The sequence below is a fragment of the Chryseobacterium ginsengisoli genome (assembly GCF_039542325.1).
GTDB classification, from domain to species: domain Bacteria; phylum Bacteroidota; class Bacteroidia; order Flavobacteriales; family Weeksellaceae; genus Chryseobacterium; species Chryseobacterium ginsengisoli.
This window is the reverse complement of sequence record NZ_BAABHX010000005.1, coordinates 260,317-278,638: the sequence shown is the minus strand read 5'-3', so window position 1 is coordinate 278,638 and position 18,322 is coordinate 260,317. Positions and strand designations below refer to the sequence as shown.

22 protein-coding genes and 1 riboswitch are annotated in these 18,322 nt (G+C 33.0%); of the genes, 6 read left to right on the top strand and 16 right to left on the bottom strand.

The annotated features are described in order from the left end of the window. The first annotated feature begins 51 nt into the window (after window positions 1-51). The 4 genes from truA to ABD940_RS16525 all read left to right on the top strand — a co-directional run bounded on the left by truA (window position 52) and on the right by ABD940_RS16525 (window position 2,848). Entirely contained in the window at window positions 52-786 is a 735-nt protein-coding gene (gene truA, locus ABD940_RS16540; RefSeq protein WP_345206441.1) for a tRNA pseudouridine(38-40) synthase TruA, read from the top strand. Between the two features lie 209 nt (window positions 787-995). Then, window positions 996-1,334 carry a hypothetical protein gene (locus ABD940_RS16535; protein WP_345206439.1) on the top strand — a complete coding sequence of 113 codons (339 nt, stop codon included), beginning with the start codon at window positions 996-998 and terminating at the stop codon, window positions 1,332-1,334. 69 nt (window positions 1,335-1,403) lie between these two features. After that, the gene (locus tag ABD940_RS16530; protein WP_345206436.1) at window positions 1,404-1,991 is read left to right on the top strand and encodes a Crp/Fnr family transcriptional regulator; all 588 of its coding nucleotides are present in this window, start codon (window positions 1,404-1,406) and stop codon (window positions 1,989-1,991) included. An 86-nt stretch (window positions 1,992-2,077) separates the two neighbouring features. After that, the gene (locus ABD940_RS16525; protein ID WP_345206434.1) at window positions 2,078-2,848 is read left to right on the top strand and encodes an alpha/beta hydrolase; all 771 of its coding nucleotides are present in this window, start codon (window positions 2,078-2,080) and stop codon (window positions 2,846-2,848) included. Window positions 2,849-2,984: 136 nt separating this feature from the next. On the opposite strand, the gene ABD940_RS16520 is transcribed toward ABD940_RS16525, so the two are convergent. Next, complete coding sequence (locus tag ABD940_RS16520; protein WP_345206432.1) at window positions 2,985-3,146, bottom strand: hypothetical protein; 162 nt, start codon at window positions 3,144-3,146, stop codon at window positions 2,985-2,987. A 163-nt stretch (window positions 3,147-3,309) separates the two neighbouring features. Between ABD940_RS16520 and ABD940_RS16515 the strand changes: the two genes are divergently transcribed. Continuing rightward, the gene (locus ABD940_RS16515; protein ID WP_345206429.1) at window positions 3,310-5,070 is read left to right on the top strand and encodes an ABC transporter ATP-binding protein; all 1,761 of its coding nucleotides are present in this window, start codon (window positions 3,310-3,312) and stop codon (window positions 5,068-5,070) included. Window positions 5,071-5,585: 515 nt separating this feature from the next. Further along, window positions 5,586-5,798: a hypothetical protein gene (locus ABD940_RS16510; protein ID WP_345206426.1), complete on the top strand. Its 213-nt coding sequence runs from the start codon at window positions 5,586-5,588 to the stop codon at window positions 5,796-5,798. A 59-nt stretch (window positions 5,799-5,857) separates the two neighbouring features. Here the strand turns inward: ABD940_RS16510 and ABD940_RS16505 are convergent, their stop codons facing one another. From ABD940_RS16505 to ABD940_RS16435, 15 genes are all read right to left on the bottom strand, one after another. Then, entirely contained in the window at window positions 5,858-7,150 is a 1,293-nt protein-coding gene (locus tag ABD940_RS16505; RefSeq protein ID WP_345206424.1) for an MFS transporter, read from the bottom strand. A gap of 51 nt (window positions 7,151-7,201) precedes the next feature. After that, complete coding sequence (locus ABD940_RS16500) at window positions 7,202-7,864, bottom strand: hypothetical protein (protein WP_345206421.1); 663 nt, start codon at window positions 7,862-7,864, stop codon at window positions 7,202-7,204. A gap of 82 nt (window positions 7,865-7,946) precedes the next feature. Further along, the gene (locus ABD940_RS16495; protein WP_345206419.1) at window positions 7,947-8,699 is read right to left on the bottom strand and encodes a DUF3575 domain-containing protein; all 753 of its coding nucleotides are present in this window, start codon (window positions 8,697-8,699) and stop codon (window positions 7,947-7,949) included. Between the two features lie 204 nt (window positions 8,700-8,903). Next, on the bottom strand, window positions 8,904-9,905 hold the full coding sequence (locus ABD940_RS16490; RefSeq protein ID WP_345206416.1) for a T9SS type A sorting domain-containing protein: 1,002 nt from the start codon (window positions 9,903-9,905) through the stop codon (window positions 8,904-8,906). A gap of 145 nt (window positions 9,906-10,050) precedes the next feature. Next, complete coding sequence (ribB, locus tag ABD940_RS16485; protein WP_345206413.1) at window positions 10,051-10,701, bottom strand: 3,4-dihydroxy-2-butanone-4-phosphate synthase; 651 nt, start codon at window positions 10,699-10,701, stop codon at window positions 10,051-10,053. 94 nt (window positions 10,702-10,795) lie between these two features. Further along, window positions 10,796-10,921: riboswitch (FMN riboswitch) on the bottom strand. A 161-nt stretch (window positions 10,922-11,082) separates the two neighbouring features. Next, window positions 11,083-11,490 carry a DUF1801 domain-containing protein gene (locus ABD940_RS16480; protein WP_345206409.1) on the bottom strand — a complete coding sequence of 136 codons (408 nt, stop codon included), beginning with the start codon at window positions 11,488-11,490 and terminating at the stop codon, window positions 11,083-11,085. 128 nt (window positions 11,491-11,618) lie between these two features. After that, complete coding sequence (locus ABD940_RS16475) at window positions 11,619-12,197, bottom strand: peroxiredoxin family protein (protein WP_345206406.1); 579 nt, start codon at window positions 12,195-12,197, stop codon at window positions 11,619-11,621. Between the two features lie 81 nt (window positions 12,198-12,278). Continuing rightward, window positions 12,279-13,529 carry an RNA polymerase sigma factor gene (locus tag ABD940_RS16470; RefSeq protein WP_345206403.1) on the bottom strand — a complete coding sequence of 417 codons (1,251 nt, stop codon included), beginning with the start codon at window positions 13,527-13,529 and terminating at the stop codon, window positions 12,279-12,281. A gap of 13 nt (window positions 13,530-13,542) precedes the next feature. Beyond that, window positions 13,543-13,890, bottom strand: coding sequence for a YciI family protein (locus tag ABD940_RS16465; RefSeq protein WP_345206401.1), 348 nt, complete (start codon window positions 13,888-13,890; stop codon window positions 13,543-13,545). A gap of 73 nt (window positions 13,891-13,963) precedes the next feature. Beyond that, on the bottom strand, window positions 13,964-14,719 hold the full coding sequence (locus ABD940_RS16460; RefSeq protein WP_345206398.1) for an SDR family oxidoreductase: 756 nt from the start codon (window positions 14,717-14,719) through the stop codon (window positions 13,964-13,966). 132 nt (window positions 14,720-14,851) lie between these two features. Beyond that, on the bottom strand, window positions 14,852-15,277 hold the full coding sequence (gene arr, locus ABD940_RS16455) for an NAD(+)--rifampin ADP-ribosyltransferase (protein WP_345206396.1): 426 nt from the start codon (window positions 15,275-15,277) through the stop codon (window positions 14,852-14,854). 45 nt (window positions 15,278-15,322) lie between these two features. Beyond that, window positions 15,323-15,658, bottom strand: a complete 336-nt coding sequence (locus ABD940_RS16450; protein ID WP_345206394.1) for a peptidoglycan DD-metalloendopeptidase family protein — start codon at window positions 15,656-15,658, stop codon at window positions 15,323-15,325. 166 nt (window positions 15,659-15,824) lie between these two features. After that, a complete protein-coding gene (locus tag ABD940_RS16445; protein ID WP_345206391.1) occupies window positions 15,825-16,862 on the bottom strand; it encodes an RNA ligase family protein in 1,038 nt (345 codons plus the stop codon). 100 nt (window positions 16,863-16,962) lie between these two features. After that, window positions 16,963-17,646, bottom strand: coding sequence for a hypothetical protein (locus ABD940_RS16440; RefSeq protein ID WP_345206387.1), 684 nt, complete (start codon window positions 17,644-17,646; stop codon window positions 16,963-16,965). 93 nt (window positions 17,647-17,739) lie between these two features. Continuing rightward, window positions 17,740-18,279: a hypothetical protein gene (locus ABD940_RS16435; RefSeq protein WP_345206384.1), complete on the bottom strand. Its 540-nt coding sequence runs from the start codon at window positions 18,277-18,279 to the stop codon at window positions 17,740-17,742. Window positions 18,280-18,322: the final 43 nt, after the last annotated feature.

Genomic DNA, 18,322 nt, shown 5'->3' with positions numbered 1-18,322 from the left:
ATTATTGATTATCATTAAATTAGATTATTTTTGTAGAGTTATTTTATTACATTGAGGTATTTTATTGAATTTTCCTACAACGGCAAGAAGTATTTCGGCTATCAGATTCAGCCGAATGCTATTTCCGTACAGGAAGAACTGGAAAAAGCACTTTCCACGATTTTAAGAGAAGAAATTAAAACAACAGGAGCGGGTAGAACAGACACAGGAGTTCATGCAAAGAAGATTTTTGCTCATTTTGATACTGAAAAAGTTTTGGATGAAGAACTTCCACGCAAATTGAACAGTTTTCTTCCGGCTGATATTTCTATTAAAAAAATTTTCCCTGTGAAAGATGATTTCCATGCAAGATTTGATGCAACTTTCAGAACGTATGAATATTATATTTCGCTGGAAAAAAATCCGTTCACGGAAGAATCTGCTTGGCAACATTGGAGAAAACCTCTGGATATTGATAAAATGAATGAAGCCTGTAAAATTTTATTTGAATATGAAGATTTTACAAGTTTTGCCAAACTTCACACAGACAACAAAACCAATCTTTGTAAAATGTACAAAGCAGAGTGGGAGCAAAAGGGAAGCGAGTTGAAATTTACTGTTTCGGCAAACCGTTTTTTACGAAATATGGTAAGAGCAATTGTTGGAACAATGGTGGAAATTGGTTCTGGAAAATTAAAACCTGAAGATTTACGAAAGGTGATTGAAGATAAACACCGCAATTCTGCAGGAACTTCTGCGCCGGCTCACGGACTTTATTTGGTAGATGTGGGGTATGAATTTGATTAATTTTTTTAACCACAAAAGAAACAAAAGATTAGCACATTAGTAATTTAAGTTCAGTGTTAAACCGCAAAATAAGAACACATAAGTTTTAAAAATCTTTAATTTTTGTTCTTTTGCAAACCTGTGTTATTATATTAAAACAAAGATTGGAGAATCAAATAGCTTTTGTTTCTTTTGTGGTAAAAAAAGTAATATAAAAAACTAATAATATTATGATGGGTATTTTTATTTTGATCGCTGCATACAGATATTATGCAAGACTTGCCGAGAAATTCAGAAAAACGAAGTGGCATTACGGACTTCTAGCAATTGGAGTTTATTTGGGAACTCAATTGGTGTTCGGTTTTTCTTATGGAATTTATAAAGGAATTACTGATCCTGAATCTTTGGATGATTCCAATTTTATGGCTTTTTCAGGAATTAATCTTGTAAGCTGGTTACTTTCGATTGCTGCTGTATGTGGAGTGTATATGTTTCTTGAGAGCAAATTTATCAAAGAGAATCGTCAAAAACCTTCTTTGGAAATAGAAGAAATCGGAAAAGAATTATAATAAATGATGGTGGCTTGATGTTTCAAAGTCACCATTTTAATTTTAATAATCTAACTAAAAACTAAAACCATGAATGAAATCGAAAAACTAGCTTTTGCCCTCAATCATTTTGCCGGACTTACAGCGGAAGATTTTAAACTGTCTGAAGATTTCTGGTTGCCTAAAAATTATAAAAAAGGAGATTTCTATAATCTTCGCGGAACGGTTTGTACCTATTTCGGATTTATTGTTGATGGTGTTTTCCGTTCGTATACGATTGATGAAAAAACAGGGGAGGAGAAAAATGTTTTTCTCTATTCTGCCAATGGTTTTGTGGTTTCTTTCAAAAGTTTTATCAATCAGATTCCTTGTGATTATCATACGCAGGCTTTAACGGATGCTTCGATTATTTTTATTCGATATACAGATTTGATATCATTATATAATCAGTCGCATCGTTGGGAAAAGTTCGGGAGACTTCTTGCGCAGGAAGCATTTAATATTACCATGTCCCGAATCGAAGGATTTATTTTAAAATCTCCTGAAGAACGATATTTAGACCTGATCAAACAGCATCCTGATATTTTTAATAATGTTCCGTTGTATCATATTTCTTCTTATTTAGGCATTCAGGGACCGTCTCTGAGCAGAATCCGAAAAAGAATTTCGGGTAAGTAATACGATTTTAACCAAGGTTAAAATTATCCTCATTTTATTCGCGGAACTTTGTCTCATAATTTAAAACCAATTAAAAATAAAAAGTTATGAAAACAAAAACTATCGTATTAATTCATGGATTATTTGTGAACAATACAAGCTGGAAAGAATGGAAAACTTATTTCGAGGCGCAAGGTTACACCGTACACACTCCTGCAAATCCCGGACATAAAGGAGATCCGAAAGAATTGAAAAAGAACATTCCTTCCGATTTAAAAGATGTAGGTTTCGATGATGTAGTAAAATATTTATCAGCATTTATAGATACACTTCCAGAAAAGCCAATTGTTATCGGACATTCATTCGGAGGATTGATGGTTCAGAAGTTAATTGATATGGGGAAAGCGGTTGCCGGGGTAAGTATCGACGGCGCTCCTCCAAAAAATGTAATGGCTCCATTTTCTACTGTGAAAATAGTTTGGCCTGTCGTGAATTTTTTTAAAGGAAACACTGTATTCTTAGGTTCAAAAGAATGGTATCATAAAGCATTTTTCAACAATTATTCAAAAGAAGAAAGCGACAAATTATATGAAACCGTTGCTGCACCGGAAAGTAGAAAACTGGCAAAAGATCCGTTATTCAAATCATCTGCAAAATTAGATTTAAAGAAACCTCACGAACCGTTATTGTTTATTGCAGGAGGAAATGATCATATTTTCCCGGCAGAGTTTTCAAGAAAAATTGCGGGCGCTTACAAAGATAAAAACAGTATTGTGGATTTTAAAGCATTTCCAGGAAGAAGTCACTTTATCGCCGGAGAAAAAGGATGGGAAGAAGTTGCGGGATATATTCTGAACTGGCTTAAAAAAGTCAATTAATCAGAATTTTAAATAATAGAAATATTCTATCTCGCTTTGGGATGGAATATTTTTTTTGATTGTTTTTGAAGAATTATTGGCTATTATTTGTGGTTTGCCTCGTCGAGCGTTCATTTTTGCTTCCCTGAGTATTGGTTCACTCCGTCGGAAGTTCCGACGATCTGAAACAGTTTTGGTTTGCCCCGTCGGAGATCTCCGAAAGCTTCCCTGAGTATTGGTTTGCTCCGTCGGAAGTTCCGACAGTAAGAATCACCAAAATCTTGCCGTCGGAAGTCTCCGACGACACAGTATTTTTCATCATCTTAATTTTATGATAATCTGCTTATCTGTTTTCCATCTATACCATAAATAACATCGATCTGAATTTTTCATCAGGAATTAATGAAGTTGTAAAGCTTGTCAAATTAGAAAGTCTTATTTTTGCAGAGAATTTTATTTAATTCTTTTCTTCAATTCGTACAATGAAAAAACAAGATACCTGGGGAATTGTAAAGAGGCTGTTCTTTATCGGAATGAAGTTTCGTTCTTGGTTCATCCTTACTTTAATCATCTCCATCATATTGGCATTAGTTTCTACTTATAGACCTTATCTTACAATGCAAGTTGTGGATAATGACATCACAAAGTTAAAAGACAAAGCTTTGATGATGCAACACATCTACTTATTGGTAGGTTTGGTATTTGCAGAAACGGTCTTAAACTTCTTTTTGGTGTATTTCTCTAATTATATTTCACAAAATGTGATCCGAGATATACGTGAAAGGCTTTATAATAAACTGATCTATTTTAAAACATCGTTTTTTGATAAAACCCCGATCGGGCAATTGGTAACAAGAGCGGTTGGTGATGTGGAAACTATTGCAACCGTTTATACAGACGGATTTTTGATGGTTTTTGGAGACGTGTTGAGAATTATCTTCGTTTTAGTGATGATGTTTAGCACAAACGTTCACCTGAGTTATATTACGTTGGCAATTTTACCTTTGATGGTCGTGATTACAAGATTTTTCCAGAAAAGACTGAAAACGGCTTTCGGTGACGAAAGAAACTGGACCTCTAATCAAAACTCTTTTGTTCAGGAAAGATTGGCGGGAATGCCGATTATTCAGGTTTTCAACAGACAGGAATCTGAGTTTAAAAAATTCGATGATATTAATATTACTTTAAAAAGTGCATTATTGAGAACGGTTTTTATTTTCTCATTGTTCTTTCCTGTGGTTGAATTGATTTCTTCGCTTTTCATCGGATTTATCCTTTTTTATGGAGGTTATATTACGATCAGTGCGGGTGTTGTCATTGCATTTATCCAATATATTTCTATGCTGATTCGTCCTTTAAGACAGATTGCTGATCGATTCAATAATATCCAGAGAGGAATTGTAGGAGCGGAAAGAGTATTGGGTTTAATGGATGAAGATAATTCGATGCCGAATACCGGAAAAGTAGAAAAAGATCACTTCGACGGAAAAATTGAATTCAAAGGAGTTCATTTTGCTTATGATGATAAACAGGAAGTTTTAAAAGGAATTGATTTTAAAGTAAATCCGGGAGAAACTGTCGCCATCGTAGGAGCAACTGGAGCCGGAAAATCTACAATTATCAGCTTGATTACAAGATTATATGATATTAATTCAGGAAATATTTTAATTGATGATGTTGATCTTAAAGATTATGAATTATATAATTTAAGGAGCCACATCGGAGTTGTTTTGCAGGATGTGTTCCTGTTCCACGGAAGTATTTTTGAGAATCTTGCGTTTGGCGACGAAACGATTACTTTAGATAAAATAAAAGCAGGTGCAAAGGAAATTGAAGTAGATGAATTTATCGAAAGTCTTCCCGGAGGTTACGATTATGTCGTGAGCGAGAGAGGTTCGTCGATTTCATTAGGACAGAGACAATTATTGTCTTTCCTGAGAGCTTATTTATCGGATCCGAAGATTTTAATTCTGGATGAAGCCACATCTTCCATTGACCACGAAAGTGAAAAATTAATCCAAAGAGCAACGGAGAAAATTACGAAAAACAGAACATCAATTATCATCGCACACAGACTTTCTACCATTGAGAAAGCGGATAAAATTATCGTCATGGAGCATGGAAAGATCGTTGAAGAAGGAAAACATCTTGAACTTTTAGATAAAAACGGTTATTATTCTACTTTATACAAAGCGCAATTGAGACATGAAGTAGAAATGGAGGAAGAGGAAAGTTCGAAATAATAATTTTGTTTATAAAACATAAATAAAGGTTAGAATCAATTGATTTTAACCTTTATTTTTTTACTTGAAATTGTATTCTTTCTGTAAGATTTTTAAAAATTCCTGTTTGGAAATTCCGCCTTTTGATTTGACAGATTTTTTATAGGTAAATGTTATTTTTTAAAGGGTGCAACCCTTTTTCAGCGGTTTTTGACTGAAAATTCTAACGTTGGATTTCAAATCAAGAATGGTAGGTTGAAAATATAATATTTTACTAATAAACATTGTAAAAAGCTTTTGTAATGAGGGTTTCAGAATAGTTGTTTAAGTTTTCTATAAATATTAAATCTAAACAAAACGCAAATGTGTTGTGAAATTGATTTTTTATTTTGAATTAAATTGTAAAAATGTTAAGTAAATGTTGTAATTATATGAAATAATTCACTAACTTTATTCAGGATTTGAACGCCACCCCTTAAAAATGGTAGGGTGTTTGATATAAAAAGGTAGTTTTAATTTAAATACAAAAAATATAGATGAAGAATATCCAAGATGAATTTCAGGTTTTTAAAGACGAATTAAGAAAGTTGAATATCGAAGTACAAAAAGTGGTAAAAATGGGGAATGGAAGTATGGATTTCCACGAAGTTTTTTACAAGTCGCCGAGGTATGAAGATGTGAAAAGTGTGTATGTTCAGCGACATAATCTGGACAATATTCTGGCAAAATTTAGGGAAGCCTATCATTAAAAATAGAGCGCGCGGCTCAGGAAACCTGAGCCGCGCGTTTTTTATTCACAGTAAAGAAATTAATCTTTATCTAAAGTCGAAGTTTTCTTAGTGTCTTTCATTCCCGCATATACAATGAATGAAAAGAAAATACAAGCTGTGATATACCAATAAAAATAATGCTCTACATTTTCCTGTTTGAACCAAAGTGCAATATATTCTGCGGTTCCGCCAAAAATCGCAACTGTCAAAGCGTAAGGCAATCCAACTCCCAAAGCTCTTACTTCAGAAGGGAAAAGCTCAGCCTTTACAACTGCATTGATTGAAGTGTAACCACTTACAATAATCAAAGCTGACATAATTAAGAAAAATGCTCCCCACATTGAAGTGGTTGTACTCAAAGCATTCAATAACGGATAAGTGAAAATTGTTCCTAAAATTCCGAAGCTTAAAAGCAAAGGTCTTCTCCCAATCTTATCTGATAAAGCTCCAAAAACAGGTTGCAGACAAGCAAAGATAAACAGTGAAATAAACGAAATTAAAGTTGATTCTTCTTTTGTAAGATGAACTGTATTCACCAAAAATTTCTGCATATACGTTGTATAAGTGTAAAATGCTAAAGTTCCGCCCAACGTTAATCCAACTACGGTAATTAATGCTTTTGGATGTTTCAATAATTCTTTGATGGAGCCTTTTTTCTTTTCGCTGACGTCTTTTTTATTTTCAAACGCTTCGGTTTCATGAAGGTTGGCTCTTAAATATAAGGCAATCACAGAAAGTAAAGCTCCGACCACGAAAGGAATTCTCCATCCCCAATCTTCGAGTTGAGCTTCCGTTAATAATAATTTCTGTAAAATCAATTGAATTCCCAACGCGATCAATTGTCCGCCAATCAACGTTACATATTGAAAACTTGAATAAAATCCCCGTCGTTCTGAAGTTGCCATTTCGCTGAGGTAAGTTGCGGAAACTCCGTATTCTCCGCCAACACTTAATCCTTGTAATAATCTTGCAACCAACAACAATAATGGTGCTAAAACTCCGATCGTTTTGTAAGTTGGAGTTAATGCAATTAATAAAGAACCAAATGACATTAATAAAACAGAAAGTGTCATCGCTTTTTTTCTTCCGATTCTGTCGGCAATACTTCCGAAAAGCCAGCCTCCGACTGGTCGCATCAGGAAACCTACAGCAAAAATTCCTGCCGTATTTAAAAGTTGCGCTGTCATATCCGAATCCGGAAAAAATGAATGTGAAAAATAAATGGCAAATGCAGCATAAGCATACCAATCGTACCATTCTACCAAATTTCCTATCGATCCGCCGACAATGGCTTTGATTCTTTGGGCGGTGGTGATTTGTGATGAATTCATGAAGGAAAGATATTTCTTTTCTGTAAGTATGAAAAATATTTTAAATATAAATTATCTGAAAATTGTATATAAGAACTGACTTCCAAGCTCAGGAAGCATATATGTTCGTAAATTTTCATCTTTTGGTAAAAATTCCATTCCCTGCAGACCATTATGCATTTCCATATTTCCAACCCCTTTTATACTAAACATTGCCATCATAAGACGATATTTTTTTTCATCCATCAATAGATAAATTTTAAGTGTATTATCGTCAATTTTACTTGTGAGATGGGAAAATGCGCTTCCGTAAAAATGTTTATACATTGAATCATTAGATTCTATTAAAGAACTGTCGTAATAATATTTAATAATGTTATAAATATCCTCGTATAAATTATCTTCTGTCCTTAGCAAAAATTGTTTTCTGTAATTTTTAACTGGAACTATTCTTTCTGATGAAATATAAAAATATTCAGAATAACCGGAATACAATGCTTCAACCAAAGGCTCATGATTAAAACTTGAGAATCTTCTGAGAATAAAATTTTCTTCTATTTTATTTCTAGGGATCAAAGCTAAGTTTAGCACTCCTTTTTGTTTTAATTCTTCATAAAAATTTTCCGATCCGGCAATATATGAAGAATCTTTATAGACTTCATTGTATTTAAGGAAATATCTGTATCCTAAAATAAAACGAATGGCATAATGAATTGAAAGATGAGAAGAAAACATAGTAGATTTTATTAAAATTAAATATAAAAATAAAACCGCCCTTAAAAAGAACGGTTCCAAAAAATTATTTAAATAAAATATTTTAAAATCTATATCCTAAAGACAATCCGCTTCTGAAACCTATCCAAGGTCCGTCTACTTTTACTCTTGCTCCATTTGCATTAGTTTCTACGGTATAATTTACATAAGGAATGTCGAGGTCTTCAATTTCTTTTTTCAGCTGAGCCTGCATATCCGGCGTTAAGATAACATCACTTGTCATTGTGAAATCACCCTGTCCTTTTCCGTAATGTGCTCCTGCAATCCAAAAATCCAGCACTAAGTTCTGACTTCGTGTTAAGAAAAACTGAACTCCGACCATCAATCCGCCGCTATTTCCGTGAGCGCTTCCGTTTCCTTTCAAAGGAATCTGATAAGTTGCCCCACTGAAAGTATAATCATAATAAAAATCAAACGTATTGGAAGTCACTTTTGAATAACGGTAATATGGCGCAATATAAAATCCTTTTCCATAACCTGCGCCAAGATAAAATCGAGGCTCAATAGTGAAATTGAAAGATTTTACTTCAAGATTCTGAAATCTTTTTTCATCTTCATCACTCAAAAAAGAATTAATGAAAGGAACTTTTCCTTCGGGCATCACTCCGAATCCCATATTTACTGAAAACCAGTTTGTGAATGCTCTTTCATAGGAAAGATTGATATTTCTAAAAACATAAGCGGTAACATTTGTTTTTACGATATTCATCTTTTCCGAAGGTTCGGCAGATGGTGTCTCTTGTGCTTTTATTCCTGAAAAAATAATGCACGGAAGTAAAATGAGATATTTTTTCATGACTTTATATTTTAAGGTTTGGTGTTGTTGAGATGAAAGCAAAAAACGGGCAAAAAATCAATAAAAAGTGAATTTAATTTTAATTATTGTTAAATTTTAAAATGCATTTAATGATTATGAGTGAATATTTTTAGTTAATACAGACGAAAAATCCGCTTAGAAAATTTCCGGGCGGATTTGTTATTAATAATTAAAATGTAAATTCTATTTTTTGATAAATTTCGAAGCTTCCGGCTTTTTGTTGTCTTTTCCTGAAACTTCAATGAAATAAGATGCAGAAGGAAGGTCGGAAACCTGTACTTTTCCAGCTTTTACATCAGATGTTTTTACCAGTTTTCCATCTAAACTATAAATTTTAGCTGTTGAATAATTTTCAGTTCCTTTAAATTCAATAAAATCCTGAGCAGGATTCGGATAAATTTTTAATCCTTCTTTTTTAACAGCCAAATCTCCTGTTGATAATGTTGAAGTATTCAAAGCTTGAGCAGCGTTTGTCGTTTGATTGTTGATTCCCGCGACAGGAACGTTAATCACAGTCTGAATGGTTGTCAACAAAGGAAATTTGTGCGTATTGTCGTAGTATGAATAAGATGTATTGATAATTGATCCTATTGGAAATATAAAACTTGTATCATTCGGTAAATGAAGGTTGAAGTTTTGAACAGATTTTATTCTCAATACGTTTGAATAAGTAGATGAGCCTAAGATCAGAGTTCCTGTAGCATCTGCAGCAATAGTAATTGTTCCTTTACACAAACCGCTTGCAGAAGGTGAGGTAAATGTTCCCTGCGCTTGATCGGTTTCAGAATAAGTATTGTTGGCAGGATAAGAAATAAATGTTCCGTTATTTACAGAAAGATTCAAAGTAGCATCAGAAGTTACCAAACCTGTGATTTCCAGTTTTGAAGCTGTTTGTTTATAATAAATAGTATTTCCGCTTCCAACCATTTTGATAGTAGAACCTGGAAATGTTGTCACTTCTCCTGAAGTTGGAGTTGAATATGTTGTTGGAGATGCTGAACCTAATGTCAGAGAAGCGTTGTTGAACGTCGCATTTGCTCCTGTTGCAGAATTATCGGGTGTTCCGTTTACCGTTAAATAATTTGCAGTTTCTCCTGTGGCAGGATCATTAAATGCTTTGGTAATCGTGGGTTGAGCTGAACAAAGACCAGCAGTGGTCAGCAAAATAAGTAAAGTTCGTTTCATAGCTTAAATTTTTTATAAAGGTAATTAAAAACACATATTCAAAATGTATTTAATTGAAACATAATTCTTTTTTAATATGATTATGAAAAATAAAAAACCGCTCAAAAAAATTGAACGGTTAATCTGTGCATTAAATATTTTTATTTTAATTCTGACTGATCATCATTTTTCGGTAAGAATAAATGTCTTCAATCGTAACGACGGTCATTTCTTTTTTCTCTGCGAAATCTACAATTTCAGGAAGTCTTGCCATCGTTCCGTCTTCGTTGGTTAATTCACAAAGAACAGCATCGTCACCAAGATTGGCGAGTTTTACCAGATCTACGCTTCCTTCTGTATGTCCGCGTCTTTCGAAAACACCATCTTTTTTGGCAATTAAAGGAAAAACGTGTCCCGGACTTGCTATTTGTTCTGCAATCGCATTTTCAGCAACTGCAGTTCTGATCGTCGTTACACGGTCTTTCGCCGAAACTCCAGATTCAACGCCTTCTTTAGCCTCAATGGAAATTGTAAATGCGGTTTGATTTTTAGAATTGTTGGTTTCCACCATCGGACGAAGATTCAGGTGTTTACTTTTCTCTTCCGAAATGCACAGACAAACGATTCCGCTGCATTCGCGAATCAAAAGTGCCATGTCTTTTTCTGTAATGGTAGATGCGGGAAAGATGATGTCGCCTTCGTTTTCACGGTTTTCATCATCGACTAAAAGGATGCCTTTTCCCTGTTGTAGTGTAAGAAGTGCTTTTTCTACACGTTCTTTCGGAGTTGCTCCGAATTTTTCTATTAATTTTTCCATGTTATTTTACTTTTTTGAAAGTTAAAATACACTTCGGTACATGGAAATGAAATACAATACAATGAGTCCATCGGAATAGCCTCACTGATTGCTCCATTTTCTTCTCCCATCCAGACTGTAACTGTCGGTTTTGGAATTTCACCAAATCAGTCCTTTCGTTAAAAAGGAGTCGCGGACTGTAACCGCCGGTAGGGAATTTCACCCTGCCCCGAAGAAAACTTATACTAAGTTTTTACTGTATGTTTTGTTAAATTGTTCTTTAATTCATTAATTTTTTATTTAATACACAGGTGACAAATTTCGGGAAGTTTTTTGGAATGGAGAAGAAATTTATTAATAATCAACCTACATTATTTTTCTCTGCAGGCACATTCATGATTTTCATTTAAAATAAGCAATTGTTGCTTTGCACATTTTTTCTAAAGTATCGATATTGATGTCGGAAAGTTTTTTTACATAAATACAGGCTTTACCCATTTTAAATTTCCCAAGATCATCCAATAAAGGTTTATTTTCTTCGGTTGGCGAAAAAACATACAGTGAAAATTCGGCTTTACGAGGTGAAAAACCTATGAGTGGTGCATCGCCTTCATGTCCGCTTGCGTATTTGTAATGATAACTGCCAAATCCGATAATGGTTGGTCCCCACATTTTGGGTTCAAACCCAGACCAATCGCTCATTAATTTTATTAATTCAAAACTGTCTGCTTTTTTCTCGTCTTTTTCTACGTATGAGTTGATGAAATCTGCTACGCTGACTTGGGTTTCTGTTGTTTTATTTTTAGCCATTATTGTGGATTTTATTGCTTTGTCTTTAAGAAATTCAAGATGTTTTAAAGCCTGAATTTTATCTTAATTCATTCTTGTTTTTTGTAAAAATAAAAAATACTCTAAAAATTAGAGTATTTTAATTTGATTTATTTAGATGCTACCTTTATACTATCCAGTTTTCGGCTAATTTCAATGTTGTTTCCACCACCACAGGAAGAATGAATGACCTTTCCATTGATGTCGATAAGTATTTTCGCAGGACTGCAAAAGATATCATAATTTAATTTTTCAGACTTATCGTAAGACTTGGTATTATCAATCTGCTCAAACAGGATATTTGACTGATTTAAATAATCTTTCAGTTCTTTTTCATTTTTTATAAATCCCTCTATGATACCGATGAAATATGCATTATTTTTAAATTCTTTATAAAGTGTATTAAATTCTTCCGCCATGTAGTAAGATTCACTCTTTTTAAGATAAGATTTATCGTAAATAAAAATCACAAGATTCTTGCCTTTGTAATTTTGTGAATTAAAAGTAGTTCCGCTAATTGTTTTTGCTGAAAAATATTTTGGTTTTGCGTTTAAGAATAAATCAATTTGATTTTTTTTCATCTCTTTAGCCTGCTCCTGAAAATCCTTTAGAAACTTTTCTTTTTTTTCTTCTTTACTTTCACAGGAAAGCATTGAGAATATGATGAAATAAGCTAAAATCTTTTTCATGATGTAATATTTATGGTGATATCCAAATATACATTATTATTTTACACCTTATTTAGCAAGAATCACGTCGGAAAAGTAATTTTACAATTTAAATTTTTCCTTTTCTTTCAAAGTTTCAATATACTTTCTCAAAGTATCAGAAACCGAACTTGAATTGGAAAGTTTCAATGCATTTTCATAATTTTCTTTAGCTTTCAAATTATCCATATCCGTATAAAGATATCCCAAAAGAGAATAATAAAAAGGATTATCTGTAAGTTGAAGTTTTTCGGCTTCGGTGATTGCCACGGATTTTCCTCTCACTTTCGCAAAAGCAAAAGTTCTGTTGAGTGCAGCAATAGGAGAGTATTCGATCTGTAAAAGCTGATTGTATAACTGTAAAATATTTTCCCACTTTTCACCAGAATCTTTTTTTCTGGTGTGCCAGAAAGCAATGGCGGCTTCGATGTGAAATTTAGTCAGGGAATTTCCGGAAGCACTTTGGTTTAAAAAATCAATTCCTTTTTCAATTGAAGCATAATCCCATAAAGTGTCGTCCTGTTCATCATATAAAATATTTTCTCCATATTCGTTAATTCGTGCATTAAATCTTGAAGAATGAAAATACATCAAAGACAATAATGCATAAATGCAAGGAGTTTTGGTTATTGGGTTTTCCAGCAGTAATAAAGTAAGGCGTATTGCTTCTTCACATAAATCTTTTCGCAAAATTGTATTTTGTGATGTAGAATAATAACCTTCGGAAAATAATAAGTATAAAGTCGTAAGGACTGTTTCTAAATTTGAATCGATCTGTGAAACTGAAGGTTGTTCGATTTTTATACCTTCTGTCTTCAGTTTTTCTTTGGCTCGCTTCAGTCGTTTGTAAATGACTTCTTTGTTCACCAAAAAAGCGTCTGAAACTTCCTGAATTCCGAATCCGCAGAGTAAATTTAAAGCTAAAGAAATTTGAGATTCCTTTGAAATGGAAGGATTACAGATCGTAAACATCATCGCAAGCTGGCTGTCGATAATATTTTTTAGGGAAAGATCAATCTCGAATTCTTCAGTATTGGATGAGGTATATTTTATTTCGGATGAAATTTTTTGTTGAAATAGATTGTTTCGTTTTAAATGATTTTTGGTTTTATTTTTTGCCACAGTATAAAGCCAAGCCGTAGGATTTTCGGGAATTCCGTTGAGACTCCAGGATTCTGTTGCGGTGAGAAAAGTATCACTTACAATATCTTCTGCAGTTTCGATATGATCAATACCAAAGGTAGAACAGAGTACAGAAACAATTTTCCTGTACTCCGTTCTGAATAAATTGGGGATTAATGCCTTTTCGTGCATTTGTTTTTAATTATTATGTTGTAGGAGGAATCGCCATTCTTACTTCCACACTCGCTCCCCACTGAAGAAGTGGGCAACCTTTTGCAATTTCTACGGCTTCATCATAATCATTGGCTCTTACAATGAACATTCCGCCGATAGATTCTTTGATTTCTGCATAAGGTCCGTTGGTGACAGTATCATTTTTCACGACTCTTCCGCCAAGATCCCATCTTTTTGGTGGAGCAACCAATTTGTTCTGAGCTGCAATTCCTCCCAACCAATCTTGAAAAGGCTGTATTGCGGCCTGCATTTGTTCCGGTGAAGGAGAGGCGTCTTTATTGATAATATCTCTGTGGATGGCAATTAAAAATTCGTTCATGATTTTGTTGATTTTTTTTAGTTTAAATAAATGTGTTCGGGTATATAAATTTAAGGATAAAATTTTTTGATTTTTATCTTTGATTATCAGGATTTGAAATCCATTCGTCGTAACGGATTGTTCCTAATGTTGCGTCGTTGTCTGGAATTAAAGTAGAATCATTTAAAGGAGCACCAAAATAGGTTGCATCAGGTTTGGAAACAACTTCATCGGTATTTTTCATGATCGTTGTATATTTTTTAACAAGATCTGATAACTTAATCTTTTCAGGACCTCCGATTTCTACGATTGTATTTTTTGGTTCACCAATAGTTACTTCTGTCATAGATTTCACAACATCATCAGAAGCGATTGGTTGGATTAAAGCCGGAGAAACTAAAATTTTCCCGTCAACTGTACTGGAATGAACAATTCCGCCAACAAATTCGAAAAACTGGGTAGAGTGTACAATTGTATAAGGGATTCCCGCGTTTTTGATAATATTTTCCTGAACCTGTTTTGCTCTGAAATATCCGCTTTCCTGCAAACGCTCTGTTCCAACAACTGAAAGTGCAATGTGGTGATTTACACCTGCTTTTTTCTCTGCAGCCATTAAATTTTCTCCTGAAGTTTTGAAAAAATTCATAACATCATCGTCTGCAAAAGAAGGAGAATTTGCGACGTCAACTACAACGTCAACATTTTCCAATGCTCTGTCAAGACCTTCTCCTGTAAGTGTGTTCACTCCTGAATTTGGTGAAGCAGCAAAAACTTCATGTCCTAAATTTTTAAGGCTGTTGACAAGTTTGCTTCCGATAAGACCTGTTCCGCCAATTACTGTGATTTTCATTGTGTATAATTTTTATGGGTTATATTGTAATGACAATCGGATTTTTGGAATTGGACAGGTTTTATGAAAAAAAATAAAAATTGTTTAGGTTTATTTCTTTAAAATCTTTTCCATTGATTTAAAAAACATTAACTAGTTAATAATCTCTGCATCTGGATTTTCACGAAGTTTCGCAATTCTTTCTTTCCAGTTTTGCAGCTCTTCATCTGTGAGTTTTATCCATTCCGTTACTTCGCCGACAATTTTTAACGGCTCTGTACTGCGATAAGATCTGGTAGGATTTCCCGGAAATTTTTTATCTGTTACATTAGGATCATTTTCGAATTTTCCTGTAGGTTCTACTATATAGATGCGTTCACAACCATCTCCGCTTGCCAATGCCGCAGCCAATCCTGCGCCATTTTGTAAGGCTGTGAAATAAATGTGATTCATGATTATTTCAGTATAATAATTCGATTGGAATCCGGCAGTCAAAAGATCTCCGATTTGCAGATCGGCTTTTGTCCCGTGATAGAATGGACCGTTGTCCAGGATTTGTTCGTCTTTTTTGTTTTCCATTTTGTGAATGTTTATTAATTTTTTCCAGATTTGATCCACAATATTTTATAAATCATTTTTTAAGTATTTGATTGGATCCAGTTTCTCAGCATTTTTATTCCAAATTTCAAATCCCAAATAGTTTTCTGAATTAATTGTCAGAATTTGTCCTAAGATTTGATTCTCAGATATCTTATCATGTACATTAACTTTTACATTTGTTAAATTTTTATATACAAATATTATATCATTTGATTTTACCAGAATTACTTCAGATTTATCGTAGCTATTTTTAATGATTTTAGTGATTATTCCTGGTTTATAAGCTTTTACATTGGATTCATTTTCATAGCCATAAATTCTTAATTCATTTTCGACGGGAGTGATAAGTCCTAGTAACATATTGCATCTGTTTAGACAACAATTCTCATAGCCTTTAAATTTATCTACCGGAATCTTTAAGGAATTATTATTTCTTTCTTGTGCATTAACAAAGAAAGTAACGAAGAGCAATATTATCAATTGAATTTTCATGGATATGATTGAAAGAAAATAATTAACAAGAACCTTAAGAATCCGCAAGATCTGGAGTTATTATTCTATTGATCTCAGAATTAACTCTTTCAATAATCCATTCTTTTTCGCCAGAAGATAAATCATTTAAAAGATTATCATTGTTTTCATTAAAATCTGTGATTACATCTTCTAAAAATTCTTTTTTAACTTCAGAAACCCGAAGTTGATTGCTCATATCCAGTTCACCTATTTTAGAGATCGCACTTTTTAACCTGTTTTGAGTGACGTAGTTTCTCAATTCCTCTACAATAAAAGATAAGTCTTCTGTTTTAGAAGAAATATTGGGGATGAATGACCATTTTTCAGCCTCATGAAATTTTTCTTCTTCATCGAATTCCGGATTTTTTAATTTAATAATCGGTCTTGAAAAAAGCGTGTTATCTGTTTGATTAAAAGGTTTTATCACAACGCCTTCAATTAAATTATTTTGTAGCTCCGGAAGGTTAAATTCTTTAGGAATACCGGAATTGATTCTGATATTGAAGTTTGTGGCTTCATTGAATTTTCCAATCAATAATGGCTGTGCGTGAAATATTTCAAACTGATTAAAATAGGCTACTGAAGTTTCATAATCCAGATAATATTTAGAATCTGAACCCTCAGTTTCAATGGCAATATCAAAGGCGCAAAATTCTATGTCAGGAGTGTAATAGACTCCAGTTTGGATCGCGTGCAAATCCTTTACAGGATCAACTTCAGGATGAGGATATTTTCCTCCGAACAATTCACCATAAATAATATATTTTTCTCCAGAAATTTCATTGCTCAGTTTTTCAAAAAGTCGAAGAATATTATCTTCCAGTTTGTTTACCACCAATTGAAAACCAAAAAAATCATCTGTCCAGTTGAGGTATTCTTTTCTTTTGGCAAATTTCAGAGTCCCGTTTTCATAGACGAAACTGAAGTTTGCACCGTGAACTTTTTCTGTAACCACCCATTTTAATTTTTCCATTTTGGAAAAATCGCTTTCGCTAAGACCTAATTTTTTTAAGTTGTTGGGCATTTTTTCGTACCCTGAAAATTCATTCATTGTTTTGTTTTTCTATATTATTCCAATCAAATAATTTATCATTTTGGCAAATATAATATTTTACAGCATTCTTATTTTCAGAATGTATTAATACAATTTGCTATTGAGACTCATAACTTGCTATTTGTTTTTTTAACCAAGATATACAATCATTTGCTTCATTGGTTGGTAGAAAATCTTTATAGTTATTAAATTTATCCAGAAGCTCCTCGTAATCTTCAGGATCATACCTTTCTTGTGGATTGTCTTCCATTTTTATTAATTCTTCATAACGTAATTGGAATTCATGAATTTCTTCCGCATAATAACTGGCAATAATCTCCGGAGATGAAGCATAATTCAGGAGAAGATAGTCTTCAAAATAATCGAATTTGCCTTTATTCTGGAAGTTTAAAATACCGTCTTTAATTTCGTATTGATCAATATTATCATAATAATATACACAAAATAAAGCATCTTCTAAATAAACAGACAAATTGCTCATAAAATCTATATAGCTATTACCACTGGGACCACTTTTACTTTGACCTTGTATTCGTATGTATACTCCAGGTGTTTTAAAATCGATCACTTTATCTTCATAATACATGGCATATCTTTCTACAATTCCATCATTAGAAATTACCCCAAAAGTATTGTCAAAAAATCCCCACTCACCTGTATGAGTACGTTCATTAGAATATTTTTCTAAAAATTCCTCCTCTTTTTCTTTTTTTACCTGCAAAATAGCACCACCTGTAATTACTTTTGGCTTTAGCTGTTCAACATTATGTAATTCTCCCATTTTAAAGAACTTTTATTTTTAATTTGTGTTTAACTTATATGCGGAAGATTTTTTATTGAATAATTTATTTTCTAAAAAAGATAATTATTCAATTTACTCATAAATTCTGCCCATTTCCAACAAATCGCCCAAAGTGCGCCAACTTACTTCAAATTCTTCGTCATCATCTTTGTTGTAGTCCATAAAACATCTCATACCACATTCCAAAATAGAACCTGGATCAAAATTGTACCATCTATTTCCTGTTTCAGAATCAATTCCCTCATATTTCGATTCATTATCCAATTGTTTACCGTTCATTTTGTGCAATTCAGCAATCTGAAACTTCAGAACAGCCATTGAATAATCAAATTCACTAATATCTGAAATTATGGTTTTATCTGTTGAAGAGTTTGTTTTTGAATCAATAAATGTATTTTCATCAGGTGCATCTTTGATTTTTAACCATTCAATATTAAATTTTTTTGATTCAGAAGTGGATGAGTCGTGTAAAAGTTTTAATAATAATTCGGCGGTTAAAATTTGTTCTCTTTCCTGTTCAACCAGCTTGAGTAAAGCTAAGAGATAAGTTTCCAAATCCCTATTTTTTAAGATTCTGAGATTAATATTATTGTAAAATTCTTTATATGTCATATTTTAATCAAATGTATTGGTAATATTATTCACTTTATTTCAG